Source organism: Janthinobacterium sp. OK676, from assembly GCF_900103595.1.
In the GTDB taxonomy this organism is placed as follows: domain Bacteria; phylum Pseudomonadota; class Gammaproteobacteria; order Burkholderiales; family Burkholderiaceae_D; genus Janthinobacterium.
Map to the genome: position 1 here is coordinate 201,496 of NZ_FNHA01000007.1, position 26,956 is coordinate 228,451.

The window sequence follows — 26,956 nt, forward strand, 5'->3', positions numbered from 1 at the left end:
GTTAATCGTAGACGAGCTTGCCATGTGGCGGGCTCGGGCGCACAGAAAAGGCAGGGCAGGAAAATTAATAACAGCGACGTTGATTCCGCCGTACTGCAATCCGCACTGGCCGCCGATTTGCATCGGGCCATGCTGGTTGCCAAAGTGCGCCAGGAAGCGGAAAAAGATTTACCCACCTTGACCAAGGCGGAACTGGCCGAACTGTTGTTCGAGCAAGTGGGCCTGAACAAGCGCGAAGCGAAGGATATGGTCGAGACCTTCTTTGACGAGATCCGCAACGCGCTCGAGCGTGGCGAAGCCGTCAAGCTGTCCGGTTTCGGCAATTTCCAGTTGCGCGACAAGCCGCAACGGCCGGGCCGCAATCCGAAGACGGGCGAAGAGATACCGATCACGGCGCGCCGTGTCGTGACCTTCCATGCGAGCCAGAAGCTGAAAAGCATGGTCGAAGAGACCAGTCCGCTGGCACGTGCTGCCTGAGTGAGTGGCGATGAACGAGCGCATCAGTAAAACCGAGTTGATCGCCTTGCCGCCCATTCCGGCGAAACGCTATTTCACGATCGGCGAGGTGAGCGAGTTGTGCGGCGTCAAACCGCATGTATTGCGCTACTGGGAGCAGGAGTTTTCCCAGCTCAAGCCGGTCAAACGACGTGGTAACCGCCGTTATTATCAGCACCATGAAGTGCTGCTGATACGCCGCATCCGCGAATTGCTGTACGAGCAGGGTTTTACCATCAGCGGCGCGCGCAACAAGCTCGACAGCCGTGGCGCATCGCATGCCAATGCCGACGAGCTGCCAGTACTGCCGGCCATGCCTGTCGTGCCGCAGGAAGCACCGCTGGACCGCGTATGGATACGCAATGAATTAATCGCAATTTTAAACTTGCTAAAATAAGATTTGTACCAATATAGGTGGAGTTGTCCGGTACCGGTTGACTATACTGCATGGGCGCTCCACGTTGGCGCCGACGCTACCGTACGGCGCGCCATATTTTGAATATAATGTTAATGTTGCGTTTTTGTTAGTGACGCTGAACCGGAACAGCGTTCAGGTTCCGGTAGTCTTTCCCAGGCCAGGAAAATTTAAGGGGAAACAATGATACGCGTTGCCATTTGTGATGATCACCAAATAGTACGAGCTGGATTCAAACAGATTTTTTCGTCGTCAAGCGATTTCAGTGTGGTGGCGGAAGCCGGTACGGGGCGTGAAGCGCTCGATATCGCCCGCCGCGAAATTTGCGATGTGCTCTTGCTCGATATCGCCATGCCCGATCAGAGCGGCATCGATACCTTGCGCACGATCCGCCAGGGACAGCCGGAATTGCCCGTGCTGATCCTCAGCGGCTATCCCGCGCAGCAATATGCGCTGAATTTGTTCAAGATGGGCGCGAACGGCTATCTGAACAAGGAATGCGAAGCGGACGAGCTGATGACGGCCGTGCGCACCGTGTTCCAGGGGCGTCGCTATGTCAGCTCCACCGTGGGCGAGTTGCTGGCGCAGTCCTTCGACCGCGACACGAATGCCGCCCTGCATACGGAATTGTCGGACCGCGAGTTCCAGGTCTTCCTGCGCCTGGCGCGCGGCGCCACCGTGTCCGATATCGGCGTGGCTCTGTCGCTGAGCATCAAGACGGTCAGTACTTACCGTACGCGCATCATGGAAAAAATGGGCTTGCAATCCAACAGCGACTTGACCTATTACGCAATGAAAAACAATTTGCTTGACTAGCGCTGCGGTGCGATCATGGAACCATGATCGCTCAGCTCGCTAGCCAGCACGACTTGTGCAGTGCAGCAGATTGTGGCGAGGACTATAATTGGCCGGCGCCGGCGCTCTCTCCCGCGCCGAACCTTGCTAAGGATGCACACCAGGATGTATTTCACCGCTGAACCGGCCCCGAATCACCGCCTGCCCCTCTACAAGACGATCCTGTGCGTGACTTGCGCCTTGCTGCTTGTACTCAATGGTTTCAGTCTTTATCATAACCTGCAGTCGCTGAAGGGCACGAATGCCTTGCTCAGCCAGAGCGCCCGCGTGGCCGACCGCCTGCAGTACTTGAACGTGCTCGTGCTCGATGCGGAAAGCAGCTTGCGCGGCTATTTCATTTCCGGCTCCGAAACGTACCTGGGACCGTCGAAGACGGCCACCACGGAAATCGAGAACGAATTCAACGAGCTGCAAACCTTGCTTGCGGGCAGTCCCACCCAGCTGAAAAACCTGGGCCAGCTGAAAAGCCTGATCCGTCGCAAGATGTCGATGTTGCAACAATCGATCGACGTCTACAAGCAGGGCGGGTTGGCCGAGATCGTCAACATTTCCCGCGTCACCGATGACCGCGCCACCATGGACGAGATCCGCCTGCAGGTGGTAATCATGACGCGCGAACAGAATGAAGCGCTGTCGACCGGCAGCGCCGCCTTTTACCACGAGTACCAGAAAGCCGTGCTGCTCGGCATCGGCATCAATGCCCTGGCCATCCTCGTGCTGATCATGTTTTACCAGCTGGTGCGGCGCAGCTTCCAGAACCGCGCTGCCGTCGAGTATGCCTTGCAAAATGCCAACGACACCCTGGAATCGACGGTCAGCAAGCGTACCGAGCAGCTATCCGTGCTGTCGCGCCATTTGATCAGCGTCAACGAAGTGGAAAAAGCGCGCCTGGCGCGCGAGTTGCACGATGAGCTGGGCGCCAACCTGACGTCGATCAGCATGGATCTGGGCGCCGTCACGCAGCAACTGGCGCACACGCAGCCGGAACTGGCCGCGCAATTGCGCCGCGCCAAGGCCACCTTGCTGGAAACGGTGGAACTCAAGCGCCGCATCGTCGAGGATTTGCGCCCCAGCCTGCTGGACAACCTGGGCCTGTGCGCCGCCATCGAAAGCTATTGCGAGGATTTTGCGCGCATGAGCTCGGTTCGCTGCGAAACGGACGTGGCCATCAATATCGATAACCGCGAAGCAACCCTGACGATTGCCCTGTTCCGTATCGTGCAGGAATCGCTGACGAATATCATGAAATATGCGCGCGCCGGCATGGTCAGCGTGACCTTGAAACGCAATGAGCAAGGCCTGGTGCTGCGCGTGATCGACGACGGCATCGGCATCACGGAAGCTGCGCTGCAAAAACCGATGTCGCACGGCTTGCTGGGCATGCGCGAGCGGGCCTTGCTGCTGGGCGGCACCCTTACCGTGCGCGCGGGACCGGAAGGCAAGGGGACATGCGTGGAAGCCGTGATTCCTTTGCCGCTGACGCCGGAACCGGAAGACATCGATGCGGATGCCGAGGCGTAAGGTAAGTTGAGGCAAAAAAATGGCCAGGCATGCAGCCTGGCCATTTTTTTATGTATCTTGCGGATCAGCAGCGTGAGACGTCGCGCAGCAAGCGGTCATATTCCGTCTTGGCGACCTTGTAGCATTCGCCCGCATAGCATTCCAGGCCGGCGCGGTCCAGCACCGTGATATTGCCGCGGCGATAGTGGATCAAGCCTTCTTCCTGCAGCTTGCCGGCGGCGGCCGTGATGCTTTCGCGGCGCACGCCCAGCATGATCGAGATCAGCTCTTGCGTGACTTTCAATTCGTTCGATGGCGAACGGTCCAGGCGGTCCAGCAGCCAGCGGCACAGTTTTTGCTCGATCGAGCTGTGGCGTCCGCCGACGGCGTTCTGCGCCATTTGCGCAAACAGGGCGTTGGTGTAGCGCATCAGCAGCTGGGGCAGGGCGCCGCCCTGATTGAAGGCGTCGCGCAAGCTTTGCGTTTTCAGGCGGTAACCGTAGCCGGCGCTTTGCACGACAGCCGTGCACATGGCGCGCTCGCCTGCCAGCAGCGAGGCACCGGCCACGCCTTCATGGCCGACGACGGCGATTTCCGTCGTGGCGCCATCTTCCATCACGTACAGCAGCGAAATGATGGCGGTGGTAGGGAAGTAGCTGTATTCGAGGTTGTTGCCGTAGGCGTACAGTTCCTTGCCGAAAGGCAGTTCCACCAGTTCCAGGTCTTCGAACAGCGATTCGAGCGCGGCGCGCGGCAGGGCGGCCAGCAATTCATTTTGTTGGGCACTGCTGAGGCTAACCCGCGACGCAAGCTTGATTTCCCGTCCGGCCGCCGGCATGGCGCGCGGCAGCAACTGATTCTTCTGGACCGGGGTGCTAAGTTGAGTATGGTTCATAGTATTCCTCACAGGCTTTTTACATCGGAGTGCGACTGCCGCGTTGCTGGTCAAAAAAAGTTGCCATATCCATGTGGTCACGGCTTTTTTTCGACCGCGCGGTGCAGATCGCGATGTAGCTACTTTAAAAGCTTATGTAAGTGGCGAACATAAGATTAGCAGTCGCCACTTTGTAGTCTATTTTGAGGCGGATTTGTAGTCCTTGTCCTACGTCCACACTTTTGACTAACTAGCCTTGCGCCGTTCCGCGCGATTTTGTGATATGACGCGCGGTTTATTGGCGCTCCACAGGCCGGCCGGACGCACGCTGGGCAAGCCGTCGCGCACGGTCGCGGCCGATGCCGGGCGCGTGGCAGGCGCCTCGTGTTCCCCCAGACGGAAGCGGCTGACGGCCTGCGTCAGCGCCTCGCCTTCCTGGTGCAGGCGCTGCGAACCGGCGCGCGCCTCGTCGACCAGGCCCGCGTTCTGGCGCGTCATGTCGTCGATTTGCGCCAGCGCCTGGTTGATGCGCGCGATCTCGCCATTCTGCTCGGCGCCGGCGCTGCTGATGCGTCCGATCACCACGGCCACCTGCTGCACGGCGTCGACGACCTGGCGCATGGTGCTGCCTGCCGCATTGACGAGGTCGCCGCCCGCATCCACGGTGGCGACGGAATCGCCGATCAGGCGCTTGATTTCCAGCGCCGCATCGTTCGAGCGCTGCGCCAGGCTGCGCACTTCCGAGGCGACGACGGCAAAGCCGCGCCCTTGCTCGCCGGCCCTGGCCGCTTCGACGGCCGCGTTCAGGGCCAGGATATTCGTCTGGAAGGCGATGCCGTTGATGACGCCGATGATGTCGACGATCTTGTGCGAACTGGCCTTGATCGAGGCCATGGTGTCGACCACGGCGCCCACGGTCTGGCCGCCGCGCAGGGCCACGTCGGCCGCCGTCGCCACCAGGGTGCGCCCCTGTCCTACGTGGGCTTCGTTGCGGCCCACGGTGGCAGTCAGTTCGCGCATCGAGTCCACGGTGGCGCCCAGCGCATCGGCCTGCGTGGCCGTGTGGCCGGACAGGGCGGCGTTGCCCTGGGCGATATCGGCGCCGGCCGCCGCGATGACGGCCGCGCCGCCGCGGATTTCCTGCACCAGGGTGGCCAGGCCGTGCGTCATGGCGCCGAAGTCGCGCACCAGGTCGCCGATCTCGTCGTGCGCCTGCGAGGTGATGCGCTGCGACAGGTCGCCCGCCGCCGCCGCGCCGACGGCCACGCGCAATTGCGTCACGTCGCGCGCGAATGCGGCATAGAAGCCCGCGCACAGGTAGGCGGCGGCCAGCAGCACCAGCAGCATGGCCGCCAGGATCAGGCCGCGGCGCGCCTCGTCGCGGGCGATGCGTTGCGCCAGCAAATCGTCCAGGGCGCTGGCGGAAGCGCCGGAGAGCGCGTGCAGGGCGTCGATCGCCTGCATGCCGGCCGCGTGGAATTGCGCGCCCGACGTCTGGTCGTAGGAATTCGTCACTTCGTTTTTCGTGCGTTCGAGAAAGGCCAGCGCGGCCGGCACGGCTTTCAGGGCCGGCTGCACGCTGGCGCGCAGCTCCGGCCTGGCGGCGAGGATTTCGTCGAAGCGGGCCGGCAGGCGTTCCAGTTCGTGGCGCGCGATCAGGGCGTTGGCGTTGACCAGTTGATCTTCATTCGCTTCGAACAGGCCCGTGTCGATGTAGGCGGCGCCGCGCCCGGCGATGTCCGACAGGCTTTCGGCCAGGTCGGGCAGGGTGGCCGTGAAGGCGGCGCTCAGGTGGTTGGCGCCCGCGTCCGGGTCCAGGCTCAGGTGCGAGCGGTCGGCCACCAGCTGGCCCAGTTTGGCCGCCTGGCGCAGCAGCGCCGTGTGCGCCGCGTAACTGTCGCGCGCCGCGACGCCGGCCTGGCGGCCCAGCAGGGCTTGCCACTGCTTGTTCAGCGCCACCGCCTGCGGCAGGCCGGCGCCCGCCGGCAGGCGCGCCAGGGCCGCCAGCGCGGCCGTGATGCGCGCGTTCAGGGCCGTATTGTCCATGCCCGCCTTGCCGCTCAGGCGCAAGTGTTCGAGGCCGCGCCGCTGCTGCAGCAGGCGCGTGCCTTCCTGCAACTGGCGCACATAGGCCACGCCACGCTGCGCGTCCTGCGCCTGGGCCAGCGATTTGCCCAGCTCCGAGATCAGCAGGGTGGTCGCCAGCGCCAAAGGCAGCAGGAAGACCAGGCTGACAAGCATGAATTTGGGCAGCAGGCGCAAACGCTGCATGAGTCGGATGGCGGGAGTGAGGAGGATTTTCATCGGGTTTCCAGGGAAGAGTGGCAACATTTCTGCAGTGCAATGTTGCCTGCGGATTGTGACCCCTTGATGAAGTGGCCAATGTTGCCGTTCGCCAGAGTGAAGCAGTTCACACGGAAGGCCGATCCTTCTGTAAAATCGAGGGTTTTTTGCGAGGGCCATATTATGGTCACCAATATGGCCAACGAGAACGACATCAACACCCCCGATTCCAGCGACAGCGCGGACAGCGCAGCAGCGCCAGCGAGCAGCAAGGCGCCGGCCGTGATCGCGCGCGAAGTGCAGCGCCGCCGCACCTTCGGCATCATTTCCCACCCGGATGCGGGCAAGACCACCCTGACGGAAAAACTGCTGCTGTTCTCGGGCGCGATCCAGATGGCCGGTACCGTCAAGGCGCGCAAATCGGGCCGCCACGCGACGTCGGACTGGATGGAGATCGAGAAGCAGCGCGGCATTTCCGTCGCTTCCTCGGTGATGCAGTTCGAATTCCGCGACCACGTCGTCAACCTGCTCGACACCCCGGGCCACCAGGACTTCTCGGAAGATACCTACCGCGTGCTGACGGCGGTCGACTCGGCGCTGATGGTGATCGATGCGGCCAAGGGCGTGGAAGCGCAGACGATCAAGCTGCTGGCCGTGTGCCGCATGCGCAATACGCCGATCGTCACCTTCATGAACAAGATGGACCGCGAGACGCGCGATCCGCTGGACCTGCTCGACGAACTTGAATCGGTGCTGAAGATCCAGTGCGCGCCCGTCACCTGGCCTATCGGCATGGGCAAGAACTTCCGCGGCGTGTACCACCTGCTGAACGACGAGATCATGCTGTTCAAGGCCGGTGAAGAGAAGGCCGACGGCGCCTTTGAAATCATCAAGGGCATCGACAACCCGCGCCTGCAGGAGATGTTCCCGCTCGAGATGGACCAGCTGCGCATGGAAGTGGAACTGGTGCATGGCGCATCGAACCCGTTCAACCTGGAAGAATTCCTCTCCGGCGTGCAGACGCCCGTGTTCTTCGGTTCGGCCATCAACAACTTCGGCGTGCGCGAGATTCTGTCCGCGCTGGTCGACTGGGCCCCGGCGCCGCGCCCGCGTGACGCCACCGTGCGTTCCGTCGATCCGACCGAGCAGCCATTTACCGGTTTCGTCTTCAAGATCCAGGCGAACATGGACCCGGCCCACCGCGACCGCATCGCCTTTTTGCGCGTGTGCTCGGGACGTTTCGAGCGCGGCATGAAGGTCAAGCACTTGCGCCTGGGCCGCGAGATCAAGGTGTCGAACGTGGTGACGTTCATGGCATCGTCGCGCGAACAGGTGGAAGAGGCGTACGCTGGCGACATCATCGGCTTGCCGAACCACGGCAACATGCAGATCGGCGACAGTTTTTCCGAAGGCGAGATGCTGACGTTTACGGGCATCCCGTACTTCGCGCCGGACTTCTTCCGCTCCGTGCGCATCCGTAATCCGCTGAAGATCAAGCAGTTGCACAAGGGCTTGCAGCAGCTGGGCGAAGAGGGCGCGGTGCAAGTGTTCAAGCCGGTGCAGGGCGGCGAACTGGTACTGGGCGCCGTCGGCGTGCTGCAGTTCGAAGTGGTGGCCAGCCGCCTGCTCAACGAGTATGGCGTCGACGCCGTGTTCGAAGGCACGAGCATCAGCAGCGCCCGCTGGGTCAGCTGCGACGACAAGCGCATCCTGCAGGATTTCGAAAACGCGCTCGGCCACAACGTGGCCTACGATGCGGCCGGCAACATGGCCTACCTGGCCACATCGGGCGTGAACCTGCGCCTGACGGAAGAGCGCTGGCCGAAGCTGAAGTTCCACGCGACGCGCGAGCACTCGGCCAAATTGGCTTGATGTAGCGTAGTGGTGTCGGGTTACGCGCTTTGCGCCAACCCGACCTACGCCGACCTATCTGTTCATGGTGTGGTGCTGTAGGTCGGATTAGGCCAACGGCCGTCATCCGACAACCATCGTTGGCAGTCACTCAAGCCGGCAAGATCGTGCGCGTGCTCCAGTCGCGCCGCTCCAGCAGCAAGGCCGTCAGCTGCGCCGCCGTCATCGGACGCGCGAAGAAGAAGCCCTGCACGTTGTCGCAGCCCGCCGTTCTCAAAAACTCCACCTGCCGCAAGGTTTCCACCCCTTCGGCCACCACTTTCAGATGCAGGCTGTGCGCCATGGCGATGATGGCCGTGACGATGGCTTCGCCCTCGCCGGGCAGGTCGCGCACGAAGCTGCGGTCTATCTTCAATTGGTCGATCGGCAGGCGCTTCAGGTAGGACATCGAGGAATAGCCGGTGCCGAAGTCGTCGACCGACAGGTGGATGCCCGCTTCCTGCAGGCGCCGCATCAGTTCCACATTGGCGTGGATATTGTCCATCAGGACGCCCTCCGTGATTTCCAGCTCCAGCAAGCCATGCGGCAGCTGCGTTTCGTGCAGGATGGCGTGGATATCGTCCATCAGGCCCGGGTCGCGCGCCTGGCAGGCCGACAGGTTGACGGCCACGTGTTCCAGCGAATCGAGCAGGCCCGCCTTGTACCAGGCAGCCGCCTGGCGGCAGGCGCTTTGCAGCACCCAGCGTCCCAGGTCGACGATGATGCCGCTTTCCTCGGCCACGGGAATGAATTCGGCGGGGCTCAGCTGGCCCATTTCGCGGCAGTTCCAGCGTATCAGCGCTTCCACGCCGACGATGCGCCCGCTGCGCAAATCGATCTGCGGCTGGTAGTGCAGATACAGTTCCTCGTTTTGCAGCGCGCGGCGCAGGTTCGCTTCCATGCGCAGGCGGCGCTGGGCGCGCAATTCCATTTCGGCCTTGAACACGGCGTAGCGGTTCTTGCCCTGGTGCTTGGCATGGTACATGGCCGTATCGGCATTGCGCGTCAGGGTGGCCACGTCATGGGCGTCGAACGGATACAGGCTCACGCCGATGCTGGCGCTGACGTACAGCTGGTGGCCTTCGAGGTCGAACGGTTCGGCCAGCACGGCGAGGATCTTGCGCGCCACGCTGGCCATTTCCGAGCTGTCGTCGGCCGGTTCGACGATGACGACGAATTCGTCGCCGCCGATGCGGCAGATGATGTCGGTGCCGCGCAGGATGGCCACCAGGCGCTCGGACACGAGCTTGAGCAGCTGGTCGCCGCAGTGGTGGCCCAGGGTATCGTTGACCACCTTGAAGTTGTCCAGGTCCAGCAGCAGCAGGCCCACGCTGCTGTCCTGGCGGTCGGCGCGCGCCAGCGCGTAGGCCAGGGCGTCGTTGAATTCATGTCGGTTCGGCAGCTGCGTGACGGAGTCGACGTGGGCCAGGTAATGCAAATGGTTTTCCGCCTGCTGGGCGGCGGTGCGCGTGCGGCGCACCATCAGGAACGTCAGGCCGAACGCGCACAGGCAGACGAGCAGGGTGAAGGCGGCAAATTGGGCCAGGCTGGCGTACAGCGGCGCCAGGCTGGCGTGCAGGTACAGCGCACCGCCGCCGGGCAAGGCTTTCAATATCGTGGCGCTGCCGTCCAGGCAATCAAGGTGCAGGCCGTTGCGCGGCGCGGCGGGCACGGCGTCGGTGCTGCTGCGCGCGTAGCGGGCAAAGGGCGCGCCGTACGGGTTGTAGAGCAGCGCTTGTCGGACGTGCGGGGCGGCGGCGAGGGAAGCAAGAAGTTGTTGTGCTGCAAGATGGTTGCCCTGGCGCAGGGCCTCGGTGGCGGCGGGCGCCAGCATGTCGGCCTGGATGTGCAGGTTGCGCTGGAAGGATGACTGGAGGGAAAATAATTGGAAGAGGATCAGCAGCAGGCTGGCCATGGCCAGCATGGCCGCCGCGGCCAGCAAATTCAGCCGGGCTATCCGGTCGCCGCGCAATTGCGCCGAGGGCAGCATCAATGGCGCCATCATGACGCATTCTCCTGCCGGCCCCGCTTGCCGCCGCCCCGTGTGATGCCGCCTCGCCCTGCCATACTTTACGTTCCAGTCTGATGAAAACCGAAGTGAGCCGGAACTCTCAACGTGTTGCCAAGTGTTGCTAAGGCCGACATATTGTCATTTTGCAGCGTGAAAGTACAGGGCGCGCGGCAATTTAGTGCCCATGCCGCGCACCGGTGGCAGCTGGCAGGGCGACGAGACAGATGAAAAAGGCGGGCGTGTCTTTCTAATAATAATTCATGCTGAATTTTAATCCTTTTTTTGCTCGCCGTTTTTTTTCTCTTAAAACAATGCTGACAGTAAACAAAATCCAGCAAGAATAACTTCAATGCCGCTGGCTATCGCGGCGCGGATTAACTTTTTGTCTATATCGGCCATTGCAAGTCATTGATTTTAATAAATTTTAAGGAAGAATGCGAGAACGCTATGGCCTTGCTCCGCGAGTTCGTCCATAATCCGCTGATGATGGACGTCCTGATGCTGTTTGTTTTGTCTGCCGCGGCCAAGTCAGCAGCCGCCGGCAAAACCGGACGTCGCCCTGATGATCAATAGTGAGGATATCTTGGAAAAAAAACCAAAAATTATTTTGTCGTCACAAGACCTGGAACGACTGGAAGCGTTGTTGTATGCCTTGGGTAATAACTTGTCGCCGGACAAGGCCGCCTTGCTCGACGAGCTGGGCCGCGCCGAGGTGCTCGAGCCGCAAGAGATCCCGCCGACCGTCGTGACGATGAATTCCACCGTGCGCTTCACGGTGGAAAACAAGGAAGAATTCTGCCTGACGCTCGTGTATCCGAAGGACGTGGAAGGCCAGGCCGACCGCATTTCCGTGCTGGCGCCCGTCGGCAGCGCGCTGCTGGGCCTGTCCGTTGGCGACAGCATCGCCTGGCCCATGCCGGGCGGCGTGGTGAAGGTCAAGATCGAGGAAATCGTCTACCAGCCTGAACGGGCTGGCGAATACCACCGCTAAGCGCGGCAAGCAGTCACGGCGGACGGCGCCCGCCGTTCGCCTGCCAGGCCGTGCTTTCGCTTAAGAACTATTGCGTTGCACGCGCACCACCAGCCATCCCGCCACGACCGTAAACGTGACGATGATGGCGACGATGATCCAGAAGCCCTGCGGATGCTGGGCCAGCGGAATCCCCCCCACGTTCATGCCCAGCATGCCGGCGATGATATTGATCGGCAAGGCCAGCACGGTGACGATGGTCAGCACGAACAGGCTGCGGCTGTTTTCCTCGTTGACGCTGGCGGCGATCTCCTCCTGCAGCAATTTGATGCGTTCCTGTAGCGAGGACATGTCGCTGAGCACGACGGAAAACTCTTCCGTCGACTGGCGCAATTCCAGGCTGTCGAGCTCCGATACCCACGCAGGCGGGCGTTGCAGCAGTCGGAACAGGGCGGCCGGTTCCGGCGCCAGCAGGCGCTGCAGCCGCACCAGCACGCGCCGCATGGCGCCCAGGTCTTCGCGTTTCGGCACCAGGCGCCCGGCCAGCAAGTGGTCTTCGATATCGTCGACCCGCGCCACGGCGTCGCGCACGATGTTGACCAGCACGTCGGCCTGGTCGCGCAGCAGATGAATCAGCAGCTCCACCGACGAGCGGATCGGCTCGTGGTTCTTGATGACGGCCTGGCGCAGGCGCTCGATCGACTGCAGCGGCGCGCGGCGCGCCGTGATGACGAGGTCTTGCGCCACGCTGGCCCACATGGTGGAAATGTCGGACGCCTCGAACGAGAAATTGTGCACCACATCGTTGACCACGGCGATCAGGGTGTTTTCCGCCTGTTCGATGCGCGTGGAACGGGAACCCTGGTGCAGGGTTTCATAGAATTCGTGGGCCAGCTGCGTGTGCGCCATCAGCCATTTTTCGCTGGCCGCATGCGACAGATTGAAATGCAGCCAGACGAATTCCTGCGCCGGCCTGGCCGCGCCATCGGCCAGCCAGGCCAGCGCGGCCGTCGAGTCGAGGGCCAGCGGCTGCGCCTCGCGGCCAAACAGGAAGCCCCAGACCAGGCCCGAAGTATCCGAACCGTAGGTAAAACCGGCAGTTTCCATCGCCATCGTGAATCTTTCTCGCGCAGTGTAATTGATCGTCGCGCGATTTTAATACACGGATGTGTCGGGAAAATGACAAGGCCACCGCGAAGGGTAGCCTTGGTGTTCGCTACTTAGTAGCGGCGAGGGTTGTCGGGCCTGCGGTCGTCGCGGTTCGGAACTCCGTCGCCGTCGCGGTCGTGGCGGTTGCCATTGTCGCGGTCATAGCGGTTGGGGATGCCGTCGTGGTCACGGTCGCCGTTCGGACCGCGCGACCAGCGGCCTTGCTCCATTTGCCAGCGGCCATCGCGCTGGTTCCAGGCGGGCGGCGCATACACGTAGCCCGGGCGTTCGGCGATCCAAACGCCTGGCGTCCACGCGTAGCGCTGGCTGCGCCATTCCCAGTGGCCGGGCGCCCAGACGTAGCCGTGGCGCGCGCGCGGGATGGCTTCCCGGCGCGGCGGCGGCGGGGCGATGCGGATGTCGTCATAGCGCACGGGCAGCACCTGTGCCTCGACCCAGCCGCCACGGTCCAGGCGCCAGCGGTTGTTCTCCTGTATCCAGGCGGCGCGGCGGTACTGGTTGCCGCCCCGTTCGCGCAGCCATTCGCCGTCGGTCCAGACGTGGCGCTGGCCATCCCAGTTCCAGTAGCCTGGCGCCCAGACATAGCCGGCGCGCGGCGCGGGCACGCTTTCAAACCGTGGCGGAGGTGGGGCGTTGCCGATGACAATGCTGACGCCGACCTGGCCTTGGGCCATCGCTTGCGCAGGCAGGAAAGCCGCGGTGCTGATGGCAAGCATGGCTGCTGCGTAGAGTGTGATGGGTTTCATGATGTGCTCCATTTCGGTGATTGCTTGAAATGGACTATAGGCGCTTGCAGGCGGGCAGATCGCCTTTGATTCAACTTATTACAATTGACACAATGCTGTGTGGCCGTGTATCCGTGGCCGATACAAATGGCGGCCTGGCGCGGCGGGATTCAAACGCGCGCCAGGCGGCGTGGGATCAGCATCGCAGGCTCACAAGGTGCTGGCGGTGGCGTTGCCCAGCAAGGCTTGCCGTTCCTCGATCAGCGAGATTTTCTTTTCCTGTTCCGTCAGGCGCTTGGCACTGACCACCACGACGGGGATGGCGTTCGCTTGCGCCACGTCGGCCGTCCTGACCGCCGATGGCTGCATGAAGCTGGCATAGCTGGCGCCGCAGGCGATGGCGACGGCGATGGTGAAGATGGCTTCCATGTTTTTCAAGGCTTTCATGATGGTTCCTTTCGGGTGGCGGGTGGGTATGCATGCACTGTAGCCATGCGCGGGCCGGCGCGCCATGCGCATGCGACCAGCCGTGGTTTTGGCGGGATGGCCTGCAAAAAAACGGCGCTGAAATGCCTGCGCGCGACGCTGGCGGGCGACCGCTTGAATTGAGGCCTAATTAGCCCTGTATCCGCGCATATGAATGCAATTGCTCTATGGCATTATCTGACGCTGCGCACTGCCATGCCCATGCTGTGCGCGGCAAGTGAGGCCCGGCTATCCTGCTAGAATCGGCCTGGCAGCCGTGTTGCGCACACCATTATTCTCATCAGGAGTCACACATGTTCCAATTGTTTGGTTATGGCGGCGCCCGCTGCCCGCGCTGCGAGCACAAGAACGGCGCCGCCGCCGGCTATTGCGCGCAATGCGGCTTGTCGCTGGGAGCACCCGACAGCGACGCGGTGCTGCATGCCAATCAATGGCATCTTGCTGATGGGCAACTGGCCCTGTTCTTTGGCGTGCGCGAACTGTCCTCGCTGTTCGGCAGCGCCGCGCGGCGCCTGCAGGTGCCGGCCGCGTCGCGCGCCTGGATCGTGCAATCGGACGCTTTCACCTTGATACCGGCTGGCGACTACGACAGCGCCGCCTTCTTCGCGCGCCTGCCCGCGCTGCTGCCGGCGCGCCCGGCCGAAGTGCTGATCGCGCGCGCCGACGCCGTCAGCCTGGACTTCGACTTGCCCGGCCTGGCCAGCACGGAGCTGCTGGACGTGGCCGCGTCGCTGCGCGTGGACATCGCGCTGGGCCAGCCCGATGCGTTCGCGCGCCAGTTCATGCGCGCGCCGGGCGCCGTCACGCGCGCCCACCTGCACGCCTTGCTGCTGCCGTCCGTGCGCCAGATCGCGCTGGAATTCATCGGCAGCCGCGCGCTGCGCGAGATGGACGCGAATGCCGACTTGCGGCCCGAATTGAACGAACGCCTGCAATCGGCCCTGACGCAGCGCCTGGCGCCCAGCGGCCTGGCCGTGGCGCGCGTGGAAACGCTGAGCCTGCGGCACGACAAGCGCGCGGGCGACGGCGATGCGGCCATCGGCACCCTGTGGCTGGGCGGCTTGCCGGCGCAGGAACTCGAGCAGCACAGCCTGGAGCGCATGAAACAGCTCGACCAGCTGTATGACGAGGAAGAGTGGCAGCGCATCCGCCGCGAGGAACAGGCGGCGCGCCATGCGCACCGCCGCGCCGAGCTGCGGCAGGATGCGACGCTGGAAAAGGCGGAACTGAACCACCAGGAAGCGGAGCGCCTGCAAGCGCTGCGCGGGCGCCAGATCGACCTGTACGGCCGCATCCTGGAAGCGAAATCGCGGCGCCAGGCGCTCGACCATGGCGCCGCGCTGGCGCTGGGCGAGCTGGAACAGGAACTGGCGCAAAAAGGGGCGCAGCGGGCCGACGAAGCGGCCAACTGGGAACACGTGCGGGCGCTGGCCGCCATCAAGATGCGCAGCGAGCTGGAACTGTCGCAGCTGCACGGCCGCGAACAGATCCAGCTGGCGCAGCAGCGCTTTACGCACCAGGTGCACTTGCAGTCGATCGCGCAGCAAGTGGAAAGCGCGCTGCTGATCGACGACGAGACGGGCCGCCGCACCCAGCTGGCGCGCCTGCGCCAGGCGGAAGCGGAGGCGGCCCGGCGCGAGGCGCAGCTGGAGGCGGAGCAGCACCAGGCCGCGTGGCAGGGCCTGATGCTGGTGAATGCGGCACGCAAGCGCGAGGCCGAGCGGGTGCAGGAGTGGGAAGACCAGATGCAGCTGGCGCGCCAGCGCGAATTGCTGCGCGCCGAAGCGCACAAGGATGAAGCGGCCCAGGTGCAGGCGGCGGAAATCGCGGAAAAAGTCGCGGCGCTGCGGCGCGGCGGCGCGCGCGAAGACGCCATCGCGCAGCAGGAAAAGCTGCTGCGCACCATCGAGGCCGACGGCGTGCACGCGCGCCAGCTGCAGCAGCAAACGCAGCTGGCGCAGCTCGACGCGCTGGCCATCGAGGAACAGCGCCAGCAGCTGCGCCAGCTGGAACAGGAAGCGCAATGGCAGCGCGATCTGCTGGCCATGGCGCAGCAGCGCGAAAGCGATTACGCGCGCTGGAAAGGTGAATATGAAGCCCTGCTGGCGCAGCAGGCGCACGCGGCCGAACTGGCCCGCATCGACATCGACCGCATCGAGAAAATCGGCTCGCTGAGCGACACGGGCAAGGTGGCGATGGCCGCCGGGCAGAATGCGGCCGTGCTGGCGCAAGTGCTGAAAACGCAGCTGCAGGCGGGCATGAGCGCCGAGCAGATCCACGCGCTGGCGGCGCTGGCGGCGGCCGAGAACAGCGTCGCGCCGCTGGACGCCATGCGCATGGCGCAGGACAGCGTGGCGCAGGAGCGCAGCTACCTGGAAGGCCAGGCGGAACGCGAACGGCGCCAGCAGCTCGACCTGATCAACCTGCAGAACGCGGCCCACGCGCATGGCCTGTCGGCGCAGGCGCAGCTGGGCATGGCCGTGGCGCAGGCGCTGCAGCCGGGCGCCGCAGCAGCAGCGCCGGCCCGCTGCAAGAACGGCCACGCGCAGCGCGCGGGCCATCCGGAAGATAAATTCTGCGCCGCCTGCGGCGTCGCCTTGCAGCCTTGATGGAAGCGTTCTACCCCAGATGATGCAAAAAGCACGAGAGAAACTGCGGGAACTGCGGGCCCTCCACGACGACGGGCTGCTCAGCGAGCAGGAATTTGAACGCCGCAAGAACGCCATCCTCGACGCCGAGTACGCGCCGCCAGGCGTTGCGCCTGTGCCCGCGCCGCCGCCCGTGCGCCAGGGGACGGAACTGGGCTTCATGACGGGCCAGGAAATCGGCCCGCAAAACCGCCGCTACCGGCTCGAGCGGCTGATCGGCACGGGCGGCATGGGGCAGGTGTGGCAAGCAACCGACCTGGCCACGCACGCGGAGCTGGGCAGCAGCGAAATGGTGGCGCTGAAGATCTTGCCGCCGCAGCTGACGCAGAGCGCCACCCATGCCAAGCTGCTGATCGAGGAAGCGACCCAGGCGCGCAAGCTCGCGCATGAAAACATCGTCCGCGTCTACGAGTGGGCGCAGGACCCGGCCACGGCCAGCTATTTCATCATCATGGAATGCCTCGATGGCGAAGACCTCGAGCACTATCTGGCGCGCACGGGCGCGCTGCCCCTGTCCACCGTGCAGGAACTGCTGCAGCCGGTGGCGGACGCCCTGTCGTATGCGTGGGAAAAGCACAAGCTCGTGCACCGCGACATCAAGCCGGGCAATGTCTTCCTGACGGCGAAGGGCGACGTCAAGCTGCTCGACTACGGCATCGCTACGCGCGTGCGCAATGCGGACAGCAGCCTGGCGCTGGACATGCCGAATGCGGGCACGCACGGCTACCGGGCGCCCGAGGCCGGCGCCAACCAGCGCCAGCCCAGCCCGCGCCTGGACGTGTATGCGGTGGCCGTGATGATCTATCAGATGCTCGAAGGGCGCATGCCGTTCGACGATACGCGCAATGCCAGCCATTTGCCATCGGCGCCGCAAGCGCTCAACGCGCAGCAGTGGCAAGTGCTGCAGAACGGTTTTTCGCTGACGCCGGAACTGCGGCCCCAATCCGTGCAAGCCTTGCTGGAAAGCCTGGAACGCGCGGCCGGACCGTCGCCCGAGGAACTGGCGGAACAGGCGCGCCAGCAGCAGGCGCGCGCGGCGCAACAGGCGCAGCAACAACGGGAAGCGGCGCTGGCCGCCGAACAGGCCCGCGAGGAAGAACTCAAGCAGGCCCGGATACGTCAGGAAGAACTGGACCAGCGCCGCAAGGCCGAGATCCAGGCCGCCGCGCTGGAAAAGCAGCGCCAGGACAAACTGCGCCGCGAACAGGAGGCGCAGCGCCATTTCGAAGCGGAAGAGGCGCGCAAGCTGCGCAAGGAAGCGCTGCGCGGCCAGCTGCGCGCACGCCGCGAAGCCGATGCGGCCACCGCCTTGCAGGAACACCAGGAGTTGCAGCGCAAGGCCATCGTCGCCAAGGCGGAAGCGGCCTATCGCGCCGAGCAGGAACGCGCGCGCAAGGAACAGGCCAGCCGCGCCGCGGTAGCCGCTGCCCCGGTACCGGCATCCGCACCGGCGCCGGAAGCCGAGCACGTGGAACCGGTGCCCAATGCGGAAGGCGTCTTGCGCGACGATTTTCTCGATGGCTCGGGCCAGGGGCCGGAACTGGTACTGATTCCCAGCGGCCGCTTCCAGATGGGCGCGCACGAGACGGAACACAAGGCCGCCATCCAGGCCGGCTCGCAGCAGACGTGGCTCGAGCGCGAAATGCCGCAGCACTGGGTCGGCATCGAGCGCCCGTTTGCGCTGGCGCGCCACCCCGTCAGCGTGGGCGAATGGCGCGCCTTCGTCAAGGCGACCGGCTGGGCGGGCGGTTCCGAGACGGACTGGGACAATCCCGGCTTCGTGCAGAACGACCAGCACCCGGTGGTGGGCGTGAGCTGGAATGACGCGCAGCTGTACCTGGCTTGGATGAGCGAACGCACGGGCCGCCAGTACCGCCTGCCCAGCGAAGCGGAATGGGAATACGCATGCCGCGCCGGCACGCGCACGGCCTTCAACGTGGGCGACACGATCAGCACCGAGCAAGCCAACTACGATGGCCTGTACGTGTATAACGGCGGCCCGCGCGGCGTGTACCGGGGCGGCACGACGCCGCTGGGCACTTTCGCGCCGAATTCCTGGGGCCTGTTCGACATGCATGGCAATGTGTGGGAATGGGTGCAGGACGTCGTGCACGACAATTACGAAGGCGCGCCCGTCGATGGCAGCGCGTGGGAAGAGGGCAGCGACAGCAGCCGGCGCATCCTGCGCGGCGGCTCGTGGCTGTACCACCCGCGCTATTTGCGTTCGGCCCTGCGCAACGGTTTTTCCACCGTGCTGTCGAACGATATCGTGGGGTTCAGGGTGGCGCGCACGCTCGACTAGGCAAGTCCTGCGTACAGCGTCGTCACGCCGTGTTCCGTATCTCATGACCAGTTTTGCAGGGCAGCGGGCTGCGCCAAGCGGCCAAACGGTGTAAATTGTGGCTTTCCAAACGCACCAAGGAACGCCATGACCATCAAAGCCATCCGCGACCAGTCGCTACCCATGCGCCACATCGTGCACGTGCGCGACCACATCATTTCCGCCGACGCCTCGGTGGAAGAGGGCGGCGGCGACGCCGGCCCTTCGCCGCACGACCTGTACGACGCGGCCCTGTCGGCCTGCAAGGCGCTCACCGTCGTCTGGTACGCCAGGCACAAGGGTATCCCGCTGGAACACGTGGAAGTGTCGACCGAGCGCGATGCCAGCGAAGAGCGCAAGGGCGTGTACCGCCTGGCCGCCACCCTGCACCTGACGGGGGAGCTGACGGATGCGCAGCGCCAGGAATTGCTGGCCGTGGCCGGCAAATGCCCGATCCACAAGCTGATGACGGCCGTCACCACCGAAATCACGACGGTGCTGGCATGAGCGCGGCCATCCTGAAAAGCCACGAAAAGGACCTGGGCGGCGGCTTCGTCGTGCGGCGCTTGCTGCCTTCGGCGGCCAAGCAGGCCGTCGGCCCCTTCATCTTCTTCGACCATTTCGGCCCCATCGACGTGGCGCCCGACGCCAACCACGACGTGCGCCCCCATCCGCACATCGGCCTGGCCACCGTCACCTATCTGTTCGAGGGCGCGATCGACCACCGCGACAGCATCGGCTCCTACCAGCGCATCGAACCGGGCGCCATCAACTGGATGACGGCCGGGCGCGGCATCGTGCATTCGGAACGCACGCCGCACGACCTGGCGGGCCAGCCGCACCGCACGCACGGCTTGCAGCTGTGGGCCGCGCTGCCCAAGGCGCACGAGGAGGACGAACCGAGTTTTACGCACACGCCGCAAGCCGACATTCCCGTCGTGCCGCTCGATGGCGCCGTCGTCAAGGTCTTGATCGGCACGGCCTTTGGCCGGACGTCGCCCGTGCGCACCTACATGCGGACGGTGTACCTGGACGTGGCGCTGCAGGCGGGGCGTACATTACGGCTGGAAGGCTTGCCGCCGGAAGCGGCGATCTATCCGATCAGCGGGGACGTGCTGGTCGATGGCGTGGCGCTGGCGCCGCACACCATGGCCTTGCTGGAAGCGGGCACGGTGCCTGTCGTGACGGCGGGCAGCAGCCCGGTGCAGTTCGTCGTCATCGGCGGCGAGCCGCTGGACGGCCACCGCTTCCTGTTCTGGAATTTCGTCTCGTCGAGCAAGGGACGATTGTCGCAGGCGGCCGACGACTGGACCGCCCAGCGCATGGGGAGCGTGCCGGGCGAGACGGAATTCATTCCGCTGCCGAAGGCGCCATTGCGTCCTCCGGCATAAGCGTTTCGTCTAGAAACGCGCGCGCAAGGTCAGTTGCGCCTTGCGCGGCTCGCCATAGAAATTGCCCCACGCCGGCGCGCCCACCGTCTGGTAGTAGCGCTTGTCGAGCAAGTTCGTCACGGACAGCGACGCCGTCCAGTTGCGGCCGACCTGGTAGGCGCCGCGCGCGCTGAACAAGGCATACGCGCCTTGCGCCACCGTGACGTTCTGCGTCACGCGCGAGCTCTCCGTCTGGAAGTTCACGCCGCCGCCCACGCTCCACTTCTGCAGGGCGCCGGGCAGACGGTAGTCGCTCCACGCGCGCAGCATGTGGCGCGGCGAGTAGGTGCTGGCGAACATCACGCCCGCGTTCGACGTCTGCTCCAGATATTTAAAATTGTTCAGGGTGTAGCCGGCGAACAGCTGCCAGCCCGGTGCCACTTCGCCGCTGATTTCCGCATCGACGCCTTCGCTGCGCACCTTGCCCGCCGAGAAATAGCACTCGGTGCCGCTGGAGCAGGTGTTGACCAGGTCGAGTTCGGCGCGGTTGCGCTGCTCGATGCGGAACAGCGCCAGCGAGGTGTTCACCTTGCCGTCGAACAGTTCACCCTTGACGCCCACTTCCAGGTTGCGCCCCTTGAGCGGGTCGAGCAGCGCGCCTTCGGCCGTGCGCTGGTTTTGCGGCTGGAAGATGTCGGACACGCTGGCATAGCCGGACCAGCGCTTGTCGAATGCGTAGATCACGCCGCCATACGGCGTGACGACGCCGTTTTCGCGGTACGGATCGATGTACACCTCGCCCGTGTCGCGGTACACGCTGCTCCATTTGTAGTTCGATACGCGCGCGCCGGCCACCACGGTGAGCGGATCGCTGACGCTGAAGCGGGCCACGCCGTAGGCGCCCGTCTGCGTCATTTTCGTCACGCTGGGATCGCCCCGGTAGCTGTTTTCGCGGAACCAGGCGTCGCTCGGTTCGGCCACGCCGTGATTGGGCCGCAGCGGGTTGTTCGGCTGCTGCAGCAGTGCCAGGCTGAAATCGCTGTCGCTTTCCAGGCGGTTCGTGTTGATGCCGGCGCTGAAGCCGTGGCGGCGGCCGAAGGCGTTGAATTTGCCGTCGAGCGACAGGTCGAGGCCCTTGTTGGTGCTGCCGTAGTCGAACACGCCGCCATACATCATCATGCCGGCCATGGTGGCGGGATCGATCGCGCCCTGGCTGAACATGTATTTCACGTCATGCCGCTCGCGCGTGTAGTTGGCGCTGGCCTTGAACAGCCAGTCGGCGTCGAAGCGGTGCTCGAATTCGGCGAAGACGGCCGTCTGGCGGCTCGCCCAGCGGTTCCAGTCGGCGCCGAGGAAGGTTTCGCGCGGCAGTTTCGGGTCGCTGCCATCGCGGTAGCGGGCCATGCCGGAAAAGAAGGGCGTCGAATGCAGTTTCTCGTAGCTGGCGCCCGTCGTCAGCTTGCTGCCCGGCGCCAGGTCGAATTCCAGCACGCCATACAGCACGTCGGTGCGGCTGTCGGCCACGTCATAGAAATAATCGCGCTGCTCATGCGCGGCCACGGCGCGGCCGCGGATGCTGCCCGACTCGTTCAAGGGGCCGGTGACGTCGACTTCGCCGCGCACGTCGTTCCAGCGGCCGGCGCTCAGCGCCAGCTGCACCTGCTTTTCCGCCAGCGGACGCTTGCGCACCATGTTGATGGCGGCGCCCGGCGAACCCGTGCCCTGCAGCAGGCCCGTGGCGCCGCGCACGATTTCCACCCTGTCCAGCACGGCCGTGTTGCTGGTAAAGCTGTTCGCCTGCGGGTAGTACATGGCGCGGTTCACGCCGTCGAACTGGTAAGTGTCGACCATGAAGCCGCGCGAATACACATAGCGTCCGCCCATGGGGCTGTCGTACATGGTGATGCCGGTGGTGTTGGCCAGCACGGCGTCGATGGTGTTGAGATTCTGGTCGTCCATCTTCTGGCGCGTAACGACGCTGACGGACTGGGGAATTTCGCGCAGGGTCTGCACGCCCTTGCCGACGGTGACGGCGCGCGCCGCATACGAATTGCTGTGCTCACTGACGGGGTCGCGCTCCATGCTGGCGCTGACCGTCACGGGCGCCATGGTCTTTTCCACGCCGGCCGCCGCTGCGGAGGGTACGGCTGCCTGGCGCAGCACGTAGGCGCCGTTCGGCAGTTGCACGGCTTCCAAGCCGCTGCCGGCCAGCACCTGGGCAAAGCCTTGGGTCACGCCAAAGCTGCCGCGCACGCCGGGCGAGCGCAGTCCCCGCGTCTGCGCCGGGTCGGTCGACAGGCTGACGCCGGCGGCGACGGCAAAGTCATTCAAGGCGGTGGCCAGCGGGCCGGCCGGTACGGCGTAGGCTTGCGGGGCGGTGGCGGCCTGGCCTTGCGCCAGGGCGGGCGCGGCGACAAAGACGGCGGGGGCGGCGCAAGCCATGGCGATGACGGCCAGGCGGATGGCGCGCGCGGCGGGATGGAGGACGGGGGTGGTCAGCTGCATGCTCGGTCTTTCTGCTCAGAGGGATAAGAAAATGGCCAATGAATCGGCTTCTTACTTGTGAAGCCGAAGCAGCCGGGCAAAACACCAACCCCTGGCGCAAAAAAACTGACAATAATTATGTGGCCCGGGCCGCCACCGTGGCCCAGTAGCGCGTGAAGTACGTCACTTGCAGCCCGTGCGAGGCGCACAGGCTTTCCAGCACGGCGTCGATATCGTCGAGCCGATACGTGCCCGTAACGGGCCGCCGCGCCACGGACGCGTGGCACGCGAGGCGCCCGCGCCGGTAGCGCGCCAGTTCCTGCACCAGTTGCTGCAGGGGCCAGTCGGCGGCCACCAGCATGCCGCGTAGCCAGCTGTCCTGGTGCGCGGGCATGGCCTGCACGTCCTGCGTGCCGGTTGCGCTGAAACGCAGCTGCTGTCCCGCTTGCAGGCGGCGCACGGCGTCCGGGCGCGCCGCGCAGCGCACTTCCACGGCGTGTTCGTAGACGCTGACCGTGCTGCCATCGCCGTCGCAGCGCACGCCGAAGCGCGTACCGAGCGCGCGGATCACGCCGTGCGGCGTGTCGACGAGGAAGGGGCGCGCATCGGACGCCGTCGTGATCATGATTTCGCCATGGTGCAGGCGGATGCGGCGGCGCGCGGCGCTGTAATCGACGTCCAGGGCGCTATCCGTATTCATCTCCATGCGCCCCCCATCGGCCAGGGTCACGTGGCGGCGCCGGCCCGGCGCCGTGCGCAAGGACGCCGTCCACGCTTGCCATGGGGCGGACTGCAGGCCCGCCTGGCCTAGCGCGATGCCGCCGCCGGCCGCCACCAGCAGGGCGAGTATCTTGGCGGCGCTGCGCCGGCGCTGCTGCGCCGCCTGCAGGGCAGGCATCGCCAGCGCCGCCGGTATCGCGCCCAGCTGGCCGTCCATGCGTTGCAGCAGCTCCCAGGCCCGCTCATGTTCGGCGCTGGCGTCGCGCCATGCCTGCAGGGCGGCCGGGTCGGCGCCGCCGCACTGGAGTTCCACGTGCCAGTGGGCGGCGGCGGCCAGGACCTTGCGGGCGATAGGAGTGGACGAGGATGCGCCGAACATCAGCCGGCCGCCAGCATCAGGCATTCCGTGTAGGCGCGCACCAGGTGCTTTTTCACGGTGGGCAGGGACACGCCGAGCCGCCGGCTGATGTCGACATAGCTGAGCTCCTCGATCTGCGCCAGCAGGAAGATGGCGCGCGTGCGCGCGCCCAGGCGGTCGAGCAGGCGATCGATGGCCAGCAGGGTTTCGATGATGATGGCATGCGTTTCGGCGCTGATCGATACCGGTTCGGCTTGCTGCGCCAGCGCTTCCAGGTAGGCCTGTTCCAGCGCCTGGCGCCGGTAGCGGTCGATCAGCAAGCCGCGCGCGATGGTCGCCAGGTAGCCACGCGGCTCGCGCAGCGGTGCCAGCGGTGTCAAATCGCGCTTGCCCAGCAAGCGCAAGAACGTGTCCTGCGCCAGGTCGGCCGCCTCGGCGCGGTTGCCCAGCTTGCCCCGCAGCCAGCCATACAGCCAGCCGTGATGCTCGCTGTACAGGGTGCTCAGGTGATTGGCATGGGTGGGACTGACGGTACTCACTGCGTTCTCCAGGCAAGGGAAGAGCTGGGCTGACGGAACGCGGGGGTGCCGGCTGGCTAGGCTGTTTGAGAATGATACTCATTATCACATTGCCATGCGACCTCCGTCAATCGGCGTCAGCCACCGAGGCGCCAGCGTTCCTGCCACTGTTGCAGATCCGTCCAGGCTTGCTGCAGGGCAGTGGCGGACCAGTGCAGCAGGCTGTCCAGCGCCAGGACGCTGCGCTGCCAGTGGATGCCGTCAAAAAATACATGGTCGGCCACGATGGTGGCGGCCAGCCAGGCGGCGATGATGACGATGATGTCGTGGCGGCCGCTCTTCCACCAGCGCAGCGAGTGGCGGCGGAATATCCACGGTACGCCCAGCGGATTGGGCCAGTCGGCCAGCAGATGCATGATGCCGCCGGCGGCAAAGCCGAACAGGGGCGGGGCCCACGGGTGATGCGGCAATTGCAGATACGTGTAGACGAGCAGGGCGATCCAGGCCAGGCCCCAGTGCGTCCACGTGCGGTGCGTGATCCACAGCTTGTGCGTGCGCGCCCACCAGGCCACTTCCAGCCAGTCCGGCGCCGTGCCGCCCAGCGCCCCCATGACAAAGGCGAGCATGCTCAGCACTTGATAGGGGCCACCGGCGCCAGCGTGCGCGACCAGGGCCGCGGCGATCACGCCGGCAGCCCAACCGGTCGCATGATGCGCTTTGTTGGAAGCCATAGGAAATGTAAAACGCCCTGCGGGCGCCGTGTGAAATGTCAGCTGGTATTAACTGGATGAATATACAGTATGCAGGGGCGTGAAGGGCGGCTATTTGCGGAATATCTGCTGATAATTTGTTAAATTGTGTGTCGGGATAGCTTGGTCAGCGGACTCGGCAATGCATGCCGGGTCAACAACCATGTTGTGCGGCTGATAATGTATTTGGCGCAGGGCGCGCTATGCTGAAAGCAGTTTGACGTTTTGAAGAGGTGTCGCCATGAAAATTCCGCGCGAATTGCAGATTCCCGCCCTCGTGTTTTCGCTGGAAGCGGTGTTCATTATTGGCTTGTCGCTGATTTTCCTGGTGCTGGTACCGCGCTAGCGGTCAGGTGTCAGGAGGTGCTGTATCAGGCCGTTTGCATGGTTGCGCTGTCGCACAGGGCCGCGCCTTCGGTGCGGATGATCCAGCACTCCGGATACGGTTCGCTGGCGAAGCGCTTGTGCCGCGCGAAGCCGCTCAGCTTGTCGAGCGCGGTGGCGGGGGCCAGCGCCGTTTCCTTGCCGCTGGCCGTGTCCAGGTGCCAGAAGCCGCCGTTGCGGTGGAAAAGCACGGGCAAGCCGCTGGCTTGCGGCGTGGCAAGGTGGCTGGCCGGCGTGGGCTGGGTGTCGGGCAGCAGCAGATAAAAGCATTCGGCGCGGGCGCCGTGGTCGATGCGGTGCAGGATCACGCCATGCGCGAGCAGGGCCGTGACGCTGAGCACGACGATGCCCTTGATGCTGGCAGACAATTCGATGCGCATGCCCAGGCGCAGGGGTACGGGTTTGTGCTTGCCGGGCCAGACGCCGTCGAGCAGCAAACCATAGCGCGACACATCCTCGATTTCAAAGCCTTGCTGGCCGCGCCGGATAATGGCGTGGCGGCCCGACAGGCGCCGCGTCAAGCCATTGTTGTCCTGGCCATCGGGGCTGAAATGGCTGAGCAGTACATCGGCTTCCGGATCCACCAGTTCGAAGCGGCCCAGCATGCATTCTTCCAGCGCGAACAGGCGGATCTGGCGCTGTTCGCCCGCTTCCGGCGCCGCATTGACGAGACAGGCGGCCTGGCTCGGGTGCGGATGGCAGTGGCTGGCGGCGGGAAGGTCGACTTCGATCAACTCCTCGTCCCAGGCGATGGTGGTAAAGCCCATGTCGATCTTGCCTTGCGGCGCGGACAGATCCACGTGGGCAATGCCGGCATTGCGCGCCGTCACGTCGAGGTTGCAGCCATCGCCGCCCGTCACGCGGGCGATCGACGCGTCGTCGGCCATCACGCGCACGTTCTTGTGCGTACTGAGGAATATCTGGTGGATTTCCGTCAGGGTGGCGTCGCGGCGCGGCACGAGGATGACAAACGTGCATACCCATTTCTGCGCCACGGCGCCGTCGACGTGGCTGTGCACTTCCACTTCGATCTGGTATTGCCCGTGTTCCTTGTTGCGCGAGGAAAACTCGACAAACACGGGACGCCAGTCGCCGCGCGTGGTGCGCACGAAATCATGCTGCACGTGCCCGCGCGGGATCAGGTCCGAGCGCAGGCGCAAGGTCAGCTGCGGCGCGCAGGCGGCACTCATGCCGCGCAACTCCATCTTCAGGGTTTGCCGTCCGCCTGCCGCGCGCGGGTCGAAGCCGCTGATGTGCAGGTGGGCTTGCACGGGCTGGTAGGCGGGAGGGACCGGTGATGGCGCGACGGGCGCTGGCGTGAACGCCGGGGGGGCGGCGCAGGCCCCCACGGAGCGGCTTACCGTTTGAATGGCGGCATCGCGAATGACAGCATCGCGACTATCAGAATCATGTGCAGGGGCGTGCGGAAGCGCCGTTGCCGATGGCTCGGAACGGGCGCTGCGCAGTGCGGTCAACAGGTCGTAGCTGCTGGGGGCAGTCGTCGCTTGCGGGTGGTTGCCCGCGCAGACGGTATCCCCAGGCAAGACCCAGAACGTACAGTGCGGGTGCTCCGGGTTGCTGCATTTTTTCATGACATTCTGACTCGAATCGAGCGGGGACATTCTGCCCTCTGTTATACATGAGAGCTTACGCGCTTTTGCGCCTGCTTGGCAACTTTCGCGGCAGCGGAATGCGCTCTTTTTGGCCAAATTCGTTGCCCTGGTCACACCT

General features: G+C 64.7%; 22 protein-coding genes. 11 read left to right on the plus strand and 11 right to left on the minus strand.

Going from position 1 to position 26,956, the window contains the following annotated elements; genetic code table 11:
- Window positions 1-129: 129 nt before the first annotated feature.
- The 4 genes from BLU39_RS15750 to BLU39_RS15765 all read left to right on the plus strand — a co-directional run bounded on the left by BLU39_RS15750 (window position 130) and on the right by BLU39_RS15765 (window position 3,286).
- Window positions 130-477 carry an integration host factor subunit alpha gene (locus BLU39_RS15750; protein ID WP_010399205.1) on the plus strand — a complete coding sequence of 116 codons (348 nt, stop codon included), beginning with the start codon at window positions 130-132 and terminating at the stop codon, window positions 475-477.
- 10 nt (window positions 478-487) lie between these two features.
- A complete protein-coding gene (locus BLU39_RS15755) occupies window positions 488-892 on the plus strand; it encodes a MerR family transcriptional regulator (protein WP_092714529.1) in 405 nt (134 codons plus the stop codon).
- A 201-nt stretch (window positions 893-1,093) separates the two neighbouring features.
- Window positions 1,094-1,726 (plus strand): response regulator, encoded by a 633-nt coding sequence (locus tag BLU39_RS15760; RefSeq protein WP_034783185.1) that lies wholly within the window; start codon window positions 1,094-1,096, stop codon window positions 1,724-1,726.
- Window positions 1,727-1,870: 144 nt separating this feature from the next.
- Entirely contained in the window at window positions 1,871-3,286 is a 1,416-nt protein-coding gene (locus BLU39_RS15765; RefSeq protein WP_092714531.1) for a sensor histidine kinase, read from the plus strand.
- A 64-nt stretch (window positions 3,287-3,350) separates the two neighbouring features.
- Here the strand turns inward: BLU39_RS15765 and BLU39_RS15770 are convergent, their stop codons facing one another.
- Window positions 3,351-4,160, minus strand: a complete 810-nt coding sequence (locus BLU39_RS15770; RefSeq protein ID WP_076571666.1) for a Crp/Fnr family transcriptional regulator — start codon at window positions 4,158-4,160, stop codon at window positions 3,351-3,353.
- A 225-nt stretch (window positions 4,161-4,385) separates the two neighbouring features.
- Entirely contained in the window at window positions 4,386-6,443 is a 2,058-nt protein-coding gene (locus BLU39_RS15775) for a methyl-accepting chemotaxis protein (protein WP_092714533.1), read from the minus strand.
- A gap of 174 nt (window positions 6,444-6,617) precedes the next feature.
- On the opposite strand from BLU39_RS15775, the gene BLU39_RS15780 reads away from it, so the two are divergent.
- Window positions 6,618-8,294 carry a peptide chain release factor 3 gene (locus tag BLU39_RS15780; RefSeq protein ID WP_092714743.1) on the plus strand — a complete coding sequence of 559 codons (1,677 nt, stop codon included), beginning with the start codon at window positions 6,618-6,620 and terminating at the stop codon, window positions 8,292-8,294.
- A gap of 130 nt (window positions 8,295-8,424) precedes the next feature.
- Here BLU39_RS15780 and BLU39_RS15785 read toward each other — a convergent pair whose 3' ends face one another.
- Complete coding sequence (locus tag BLU39_RS15785) at window positions 8,425-10,317, minus strand: putative bifunctional diguanylate cyclase/phosphodiesterase (protein WP_092714535.1); 1,893 nt, start codon at window positions 10,315-10,317, stop codon at window positions 8,425-8,427.
- A gap of 453 nt (window positions 10,318-10,770) precedes the next feature.
- On the opposite strand from BLU39_RS15785, the gene BLU39_RS29180 reads away from it, so the two are divergent.
- Both BLU39_RS29180 and rnk read left to right on the plus strand, forming a co-directional pair.
- The gene (locus BLU39_RS29180) at window positions 10,771-10,896 is read left to right on the plus strand and encodes a hypothetical protein (RefSeq protein ID WP_269799991.1); all 126 of its coding nucleotides are present in this window, start codon (window positions 10,771-10,773) and stop codon (window positions 10,894-10,896) included.
- A 10-nt stretch (window positions 10,897-10,906) separates the two neighbouring features.
- Complete coding sequence (rnk, locus tag BLU39_RS15790) at window positions 10,907-11,314, plus strand: nucleoside diphosphate kinase regulator (protein ID WP_162835757.1); 408 nt, start codon at window positions 10,907-10,909, stop codon at window positions 11,312-11,314.
- Window positions 11,315-11,374: 60 nt separating this feature from the next.
- Here the strand turns inward: rnk and BLU39_RS15795 are convergent, their stop codons facing one another.
- The 3 genes from BLU39_RS15795 to BLU39_RS15805 all read right to left on the minus strand — a co-directional run bounded on the left by BLU39_RS15795 (window position 11,375) and on the right by BLU39_RS15805 (window position 13,635).
- On the minus strand, window positions 11,375-12,406 hold the full coding sequence (locus tag BLU39_RS15795) for a transporter (RefSeq protein ID WP_175539328.1): 1,032 nt from the start codon (window positions 12,404-12,406) through the stop codon (window positions 11,375-11,377).
- A gap of 107 nt (window positions 12,407-12,513) precedes the next feature.
- Window positions 12,514-13,209 carry a YXWGXW repeat-containing protein gene (locus tag BLU39_RS29255; RefSeq protein ID WP_332870859.1) on the minus strand — a complete coding sequence of 232 codons (696 nt, stop codon included), beginning with the start codon at window positions 13,207-13,209 and terminating at the stop codon, window positions 12,514-12,516.
- 189 nt (window positions 13,210-13,398) lie between these two features.
- Window positions 13,399-13,635: a hypothetical protein gene (locus BLU39_RS15805; protein ID WP_092714537.1), complete on the minus strand. Its 237-nt coding sequence runs from the start codon at window positions 13,633-13,635 to the stop codon at window positions 13,399-13,401.
- A 332-nt stretch (window positions 13,636-13,967) separates the two neighbouring features.
- Here BLU39_RS15805 and BLU39_RS15810 point away from each other — a divergent pair, with 332 nt between their 5' ends.
- The 4 genes from BLU39_RS15810 (at window position 13,968) to BLU39_RS15825 (ending at window position 20,033) form a co-directional block, all read left to right on the plus strand.
- Complete coding sequence (locus BLU39_RS15810; RefSeq protein WP_092714539.1) at window positions 13,968-16,283, plus strand: coiled-coil domain-containing protein; 2,316 nt, start codon at window positions 13,968-13,970, stop codon at window positions 16,281-16,283.
- Between the two features lie 19 nt (window positions 16,284-16,302).
- Window positions 16,303-18,624, plus strand: coding sequence for an SUMF1/EgtB/PvdO family nonheme iron enzyme (locus BLU39_RS15815; protein ID WP_092714541.1), 2,322 nt, complete (start codon window positions 16,303-16,305; stop codon window positions 18,622-18,624).
- Window positions 18,625-18,750: 126 nt separating this feature from the next.
- Complete coding sequence (locus tag BLU39_RS15820) at window positions 18,751-19,149, plus strand: OsmC family protein (protein ID WP_092714543.1); 399 nt, start codon at window positions 18,751-18,753, stop codon at window positions 19,147-19,149.
- A complete protein-coding gene (locus BLU39_RS15825) occupies window positions 19,146-20,033 on the plus strand; it encodes a pirin family protein (protein WP_092714545.1) in 888 nt (295 codons plus the stop codon). Before BLU39_RS15820 ends, BLU39_RS15825 begins: the two co-directional genes overlap by 4 nt.
- Before the next feature lie 9 nt (window positions 20,034-20,042).
- Here BLU39_RS15825 and BLU39_RS15830 read toward each other — a convergent pair whose 3' ends face one another.
- The 5 genes from BLU39_RS15830 to BLU39_RS15850 form a co-directional block, all read right to left on the minus strand.
- Entirely contained in the window at window positions 20,043-22,517 is a 2,475-nt protein-coding gene (locus BLU39_RS15830; protein WP_092714547.1) for a TonB-dependent siderophore receptor, read from the minus strand.
- Between the two features lie 115 nt (window positions 22,518-22,632).
- Window positions 22,633-23,595, minus strand: a complete 963-nt coding sequence (locus BLU39_RS15835) for a FecR domain-containing protein (protein WP_175539329.1) — start codon at window positions 23,593-23,595, stop codon at window positions 22,633-22,635.
- The gene (locus BLU39_RS15840; protein ID WP_092714551.1) at window positions 23,595-24,113 is read right to left on the minus strand and encodes a sigma-70 family RNA polymerase sigma factor; all 519 of its coding nucleotides are present in this window, start codon (window positions 24,111-24,113) and stop codon (window positions 23,595-23,597) included. Before BLU39_RS15840 ends, BLU39_RS15835 begins: the two co-directional genes overlap by 1 nt.
- A 116-nt stretch (window positions 24,114-24,229) precedes the next feature.
- Window positions 24,230-24,823, minus strand: a complete 594-nt coding sequence (locus tag BLU39_RS15845; RefSeq protein ID WP_092714554.1) for a metal-dependent hydrolase — start codon at window positions 24,821-24,823, stop codon at window positions 24,230-24,232.
- Window positions 24,824-25,212: 389 nt separating this feature from the next.
- Window positions 25,213-26,817: an FHA domain-containing protein gene (locus BLU39_RS15850; RefSeq protein WP_254788990.1), complete on the minus strand. Its 1,605-nt coding sequence runs from the start codon at window positions 26,815-26,817 to the stop codon at window positions 25,213-25,215.
- Window positions 26,818-26,956 lie beyond the last annotated feature (139 nt).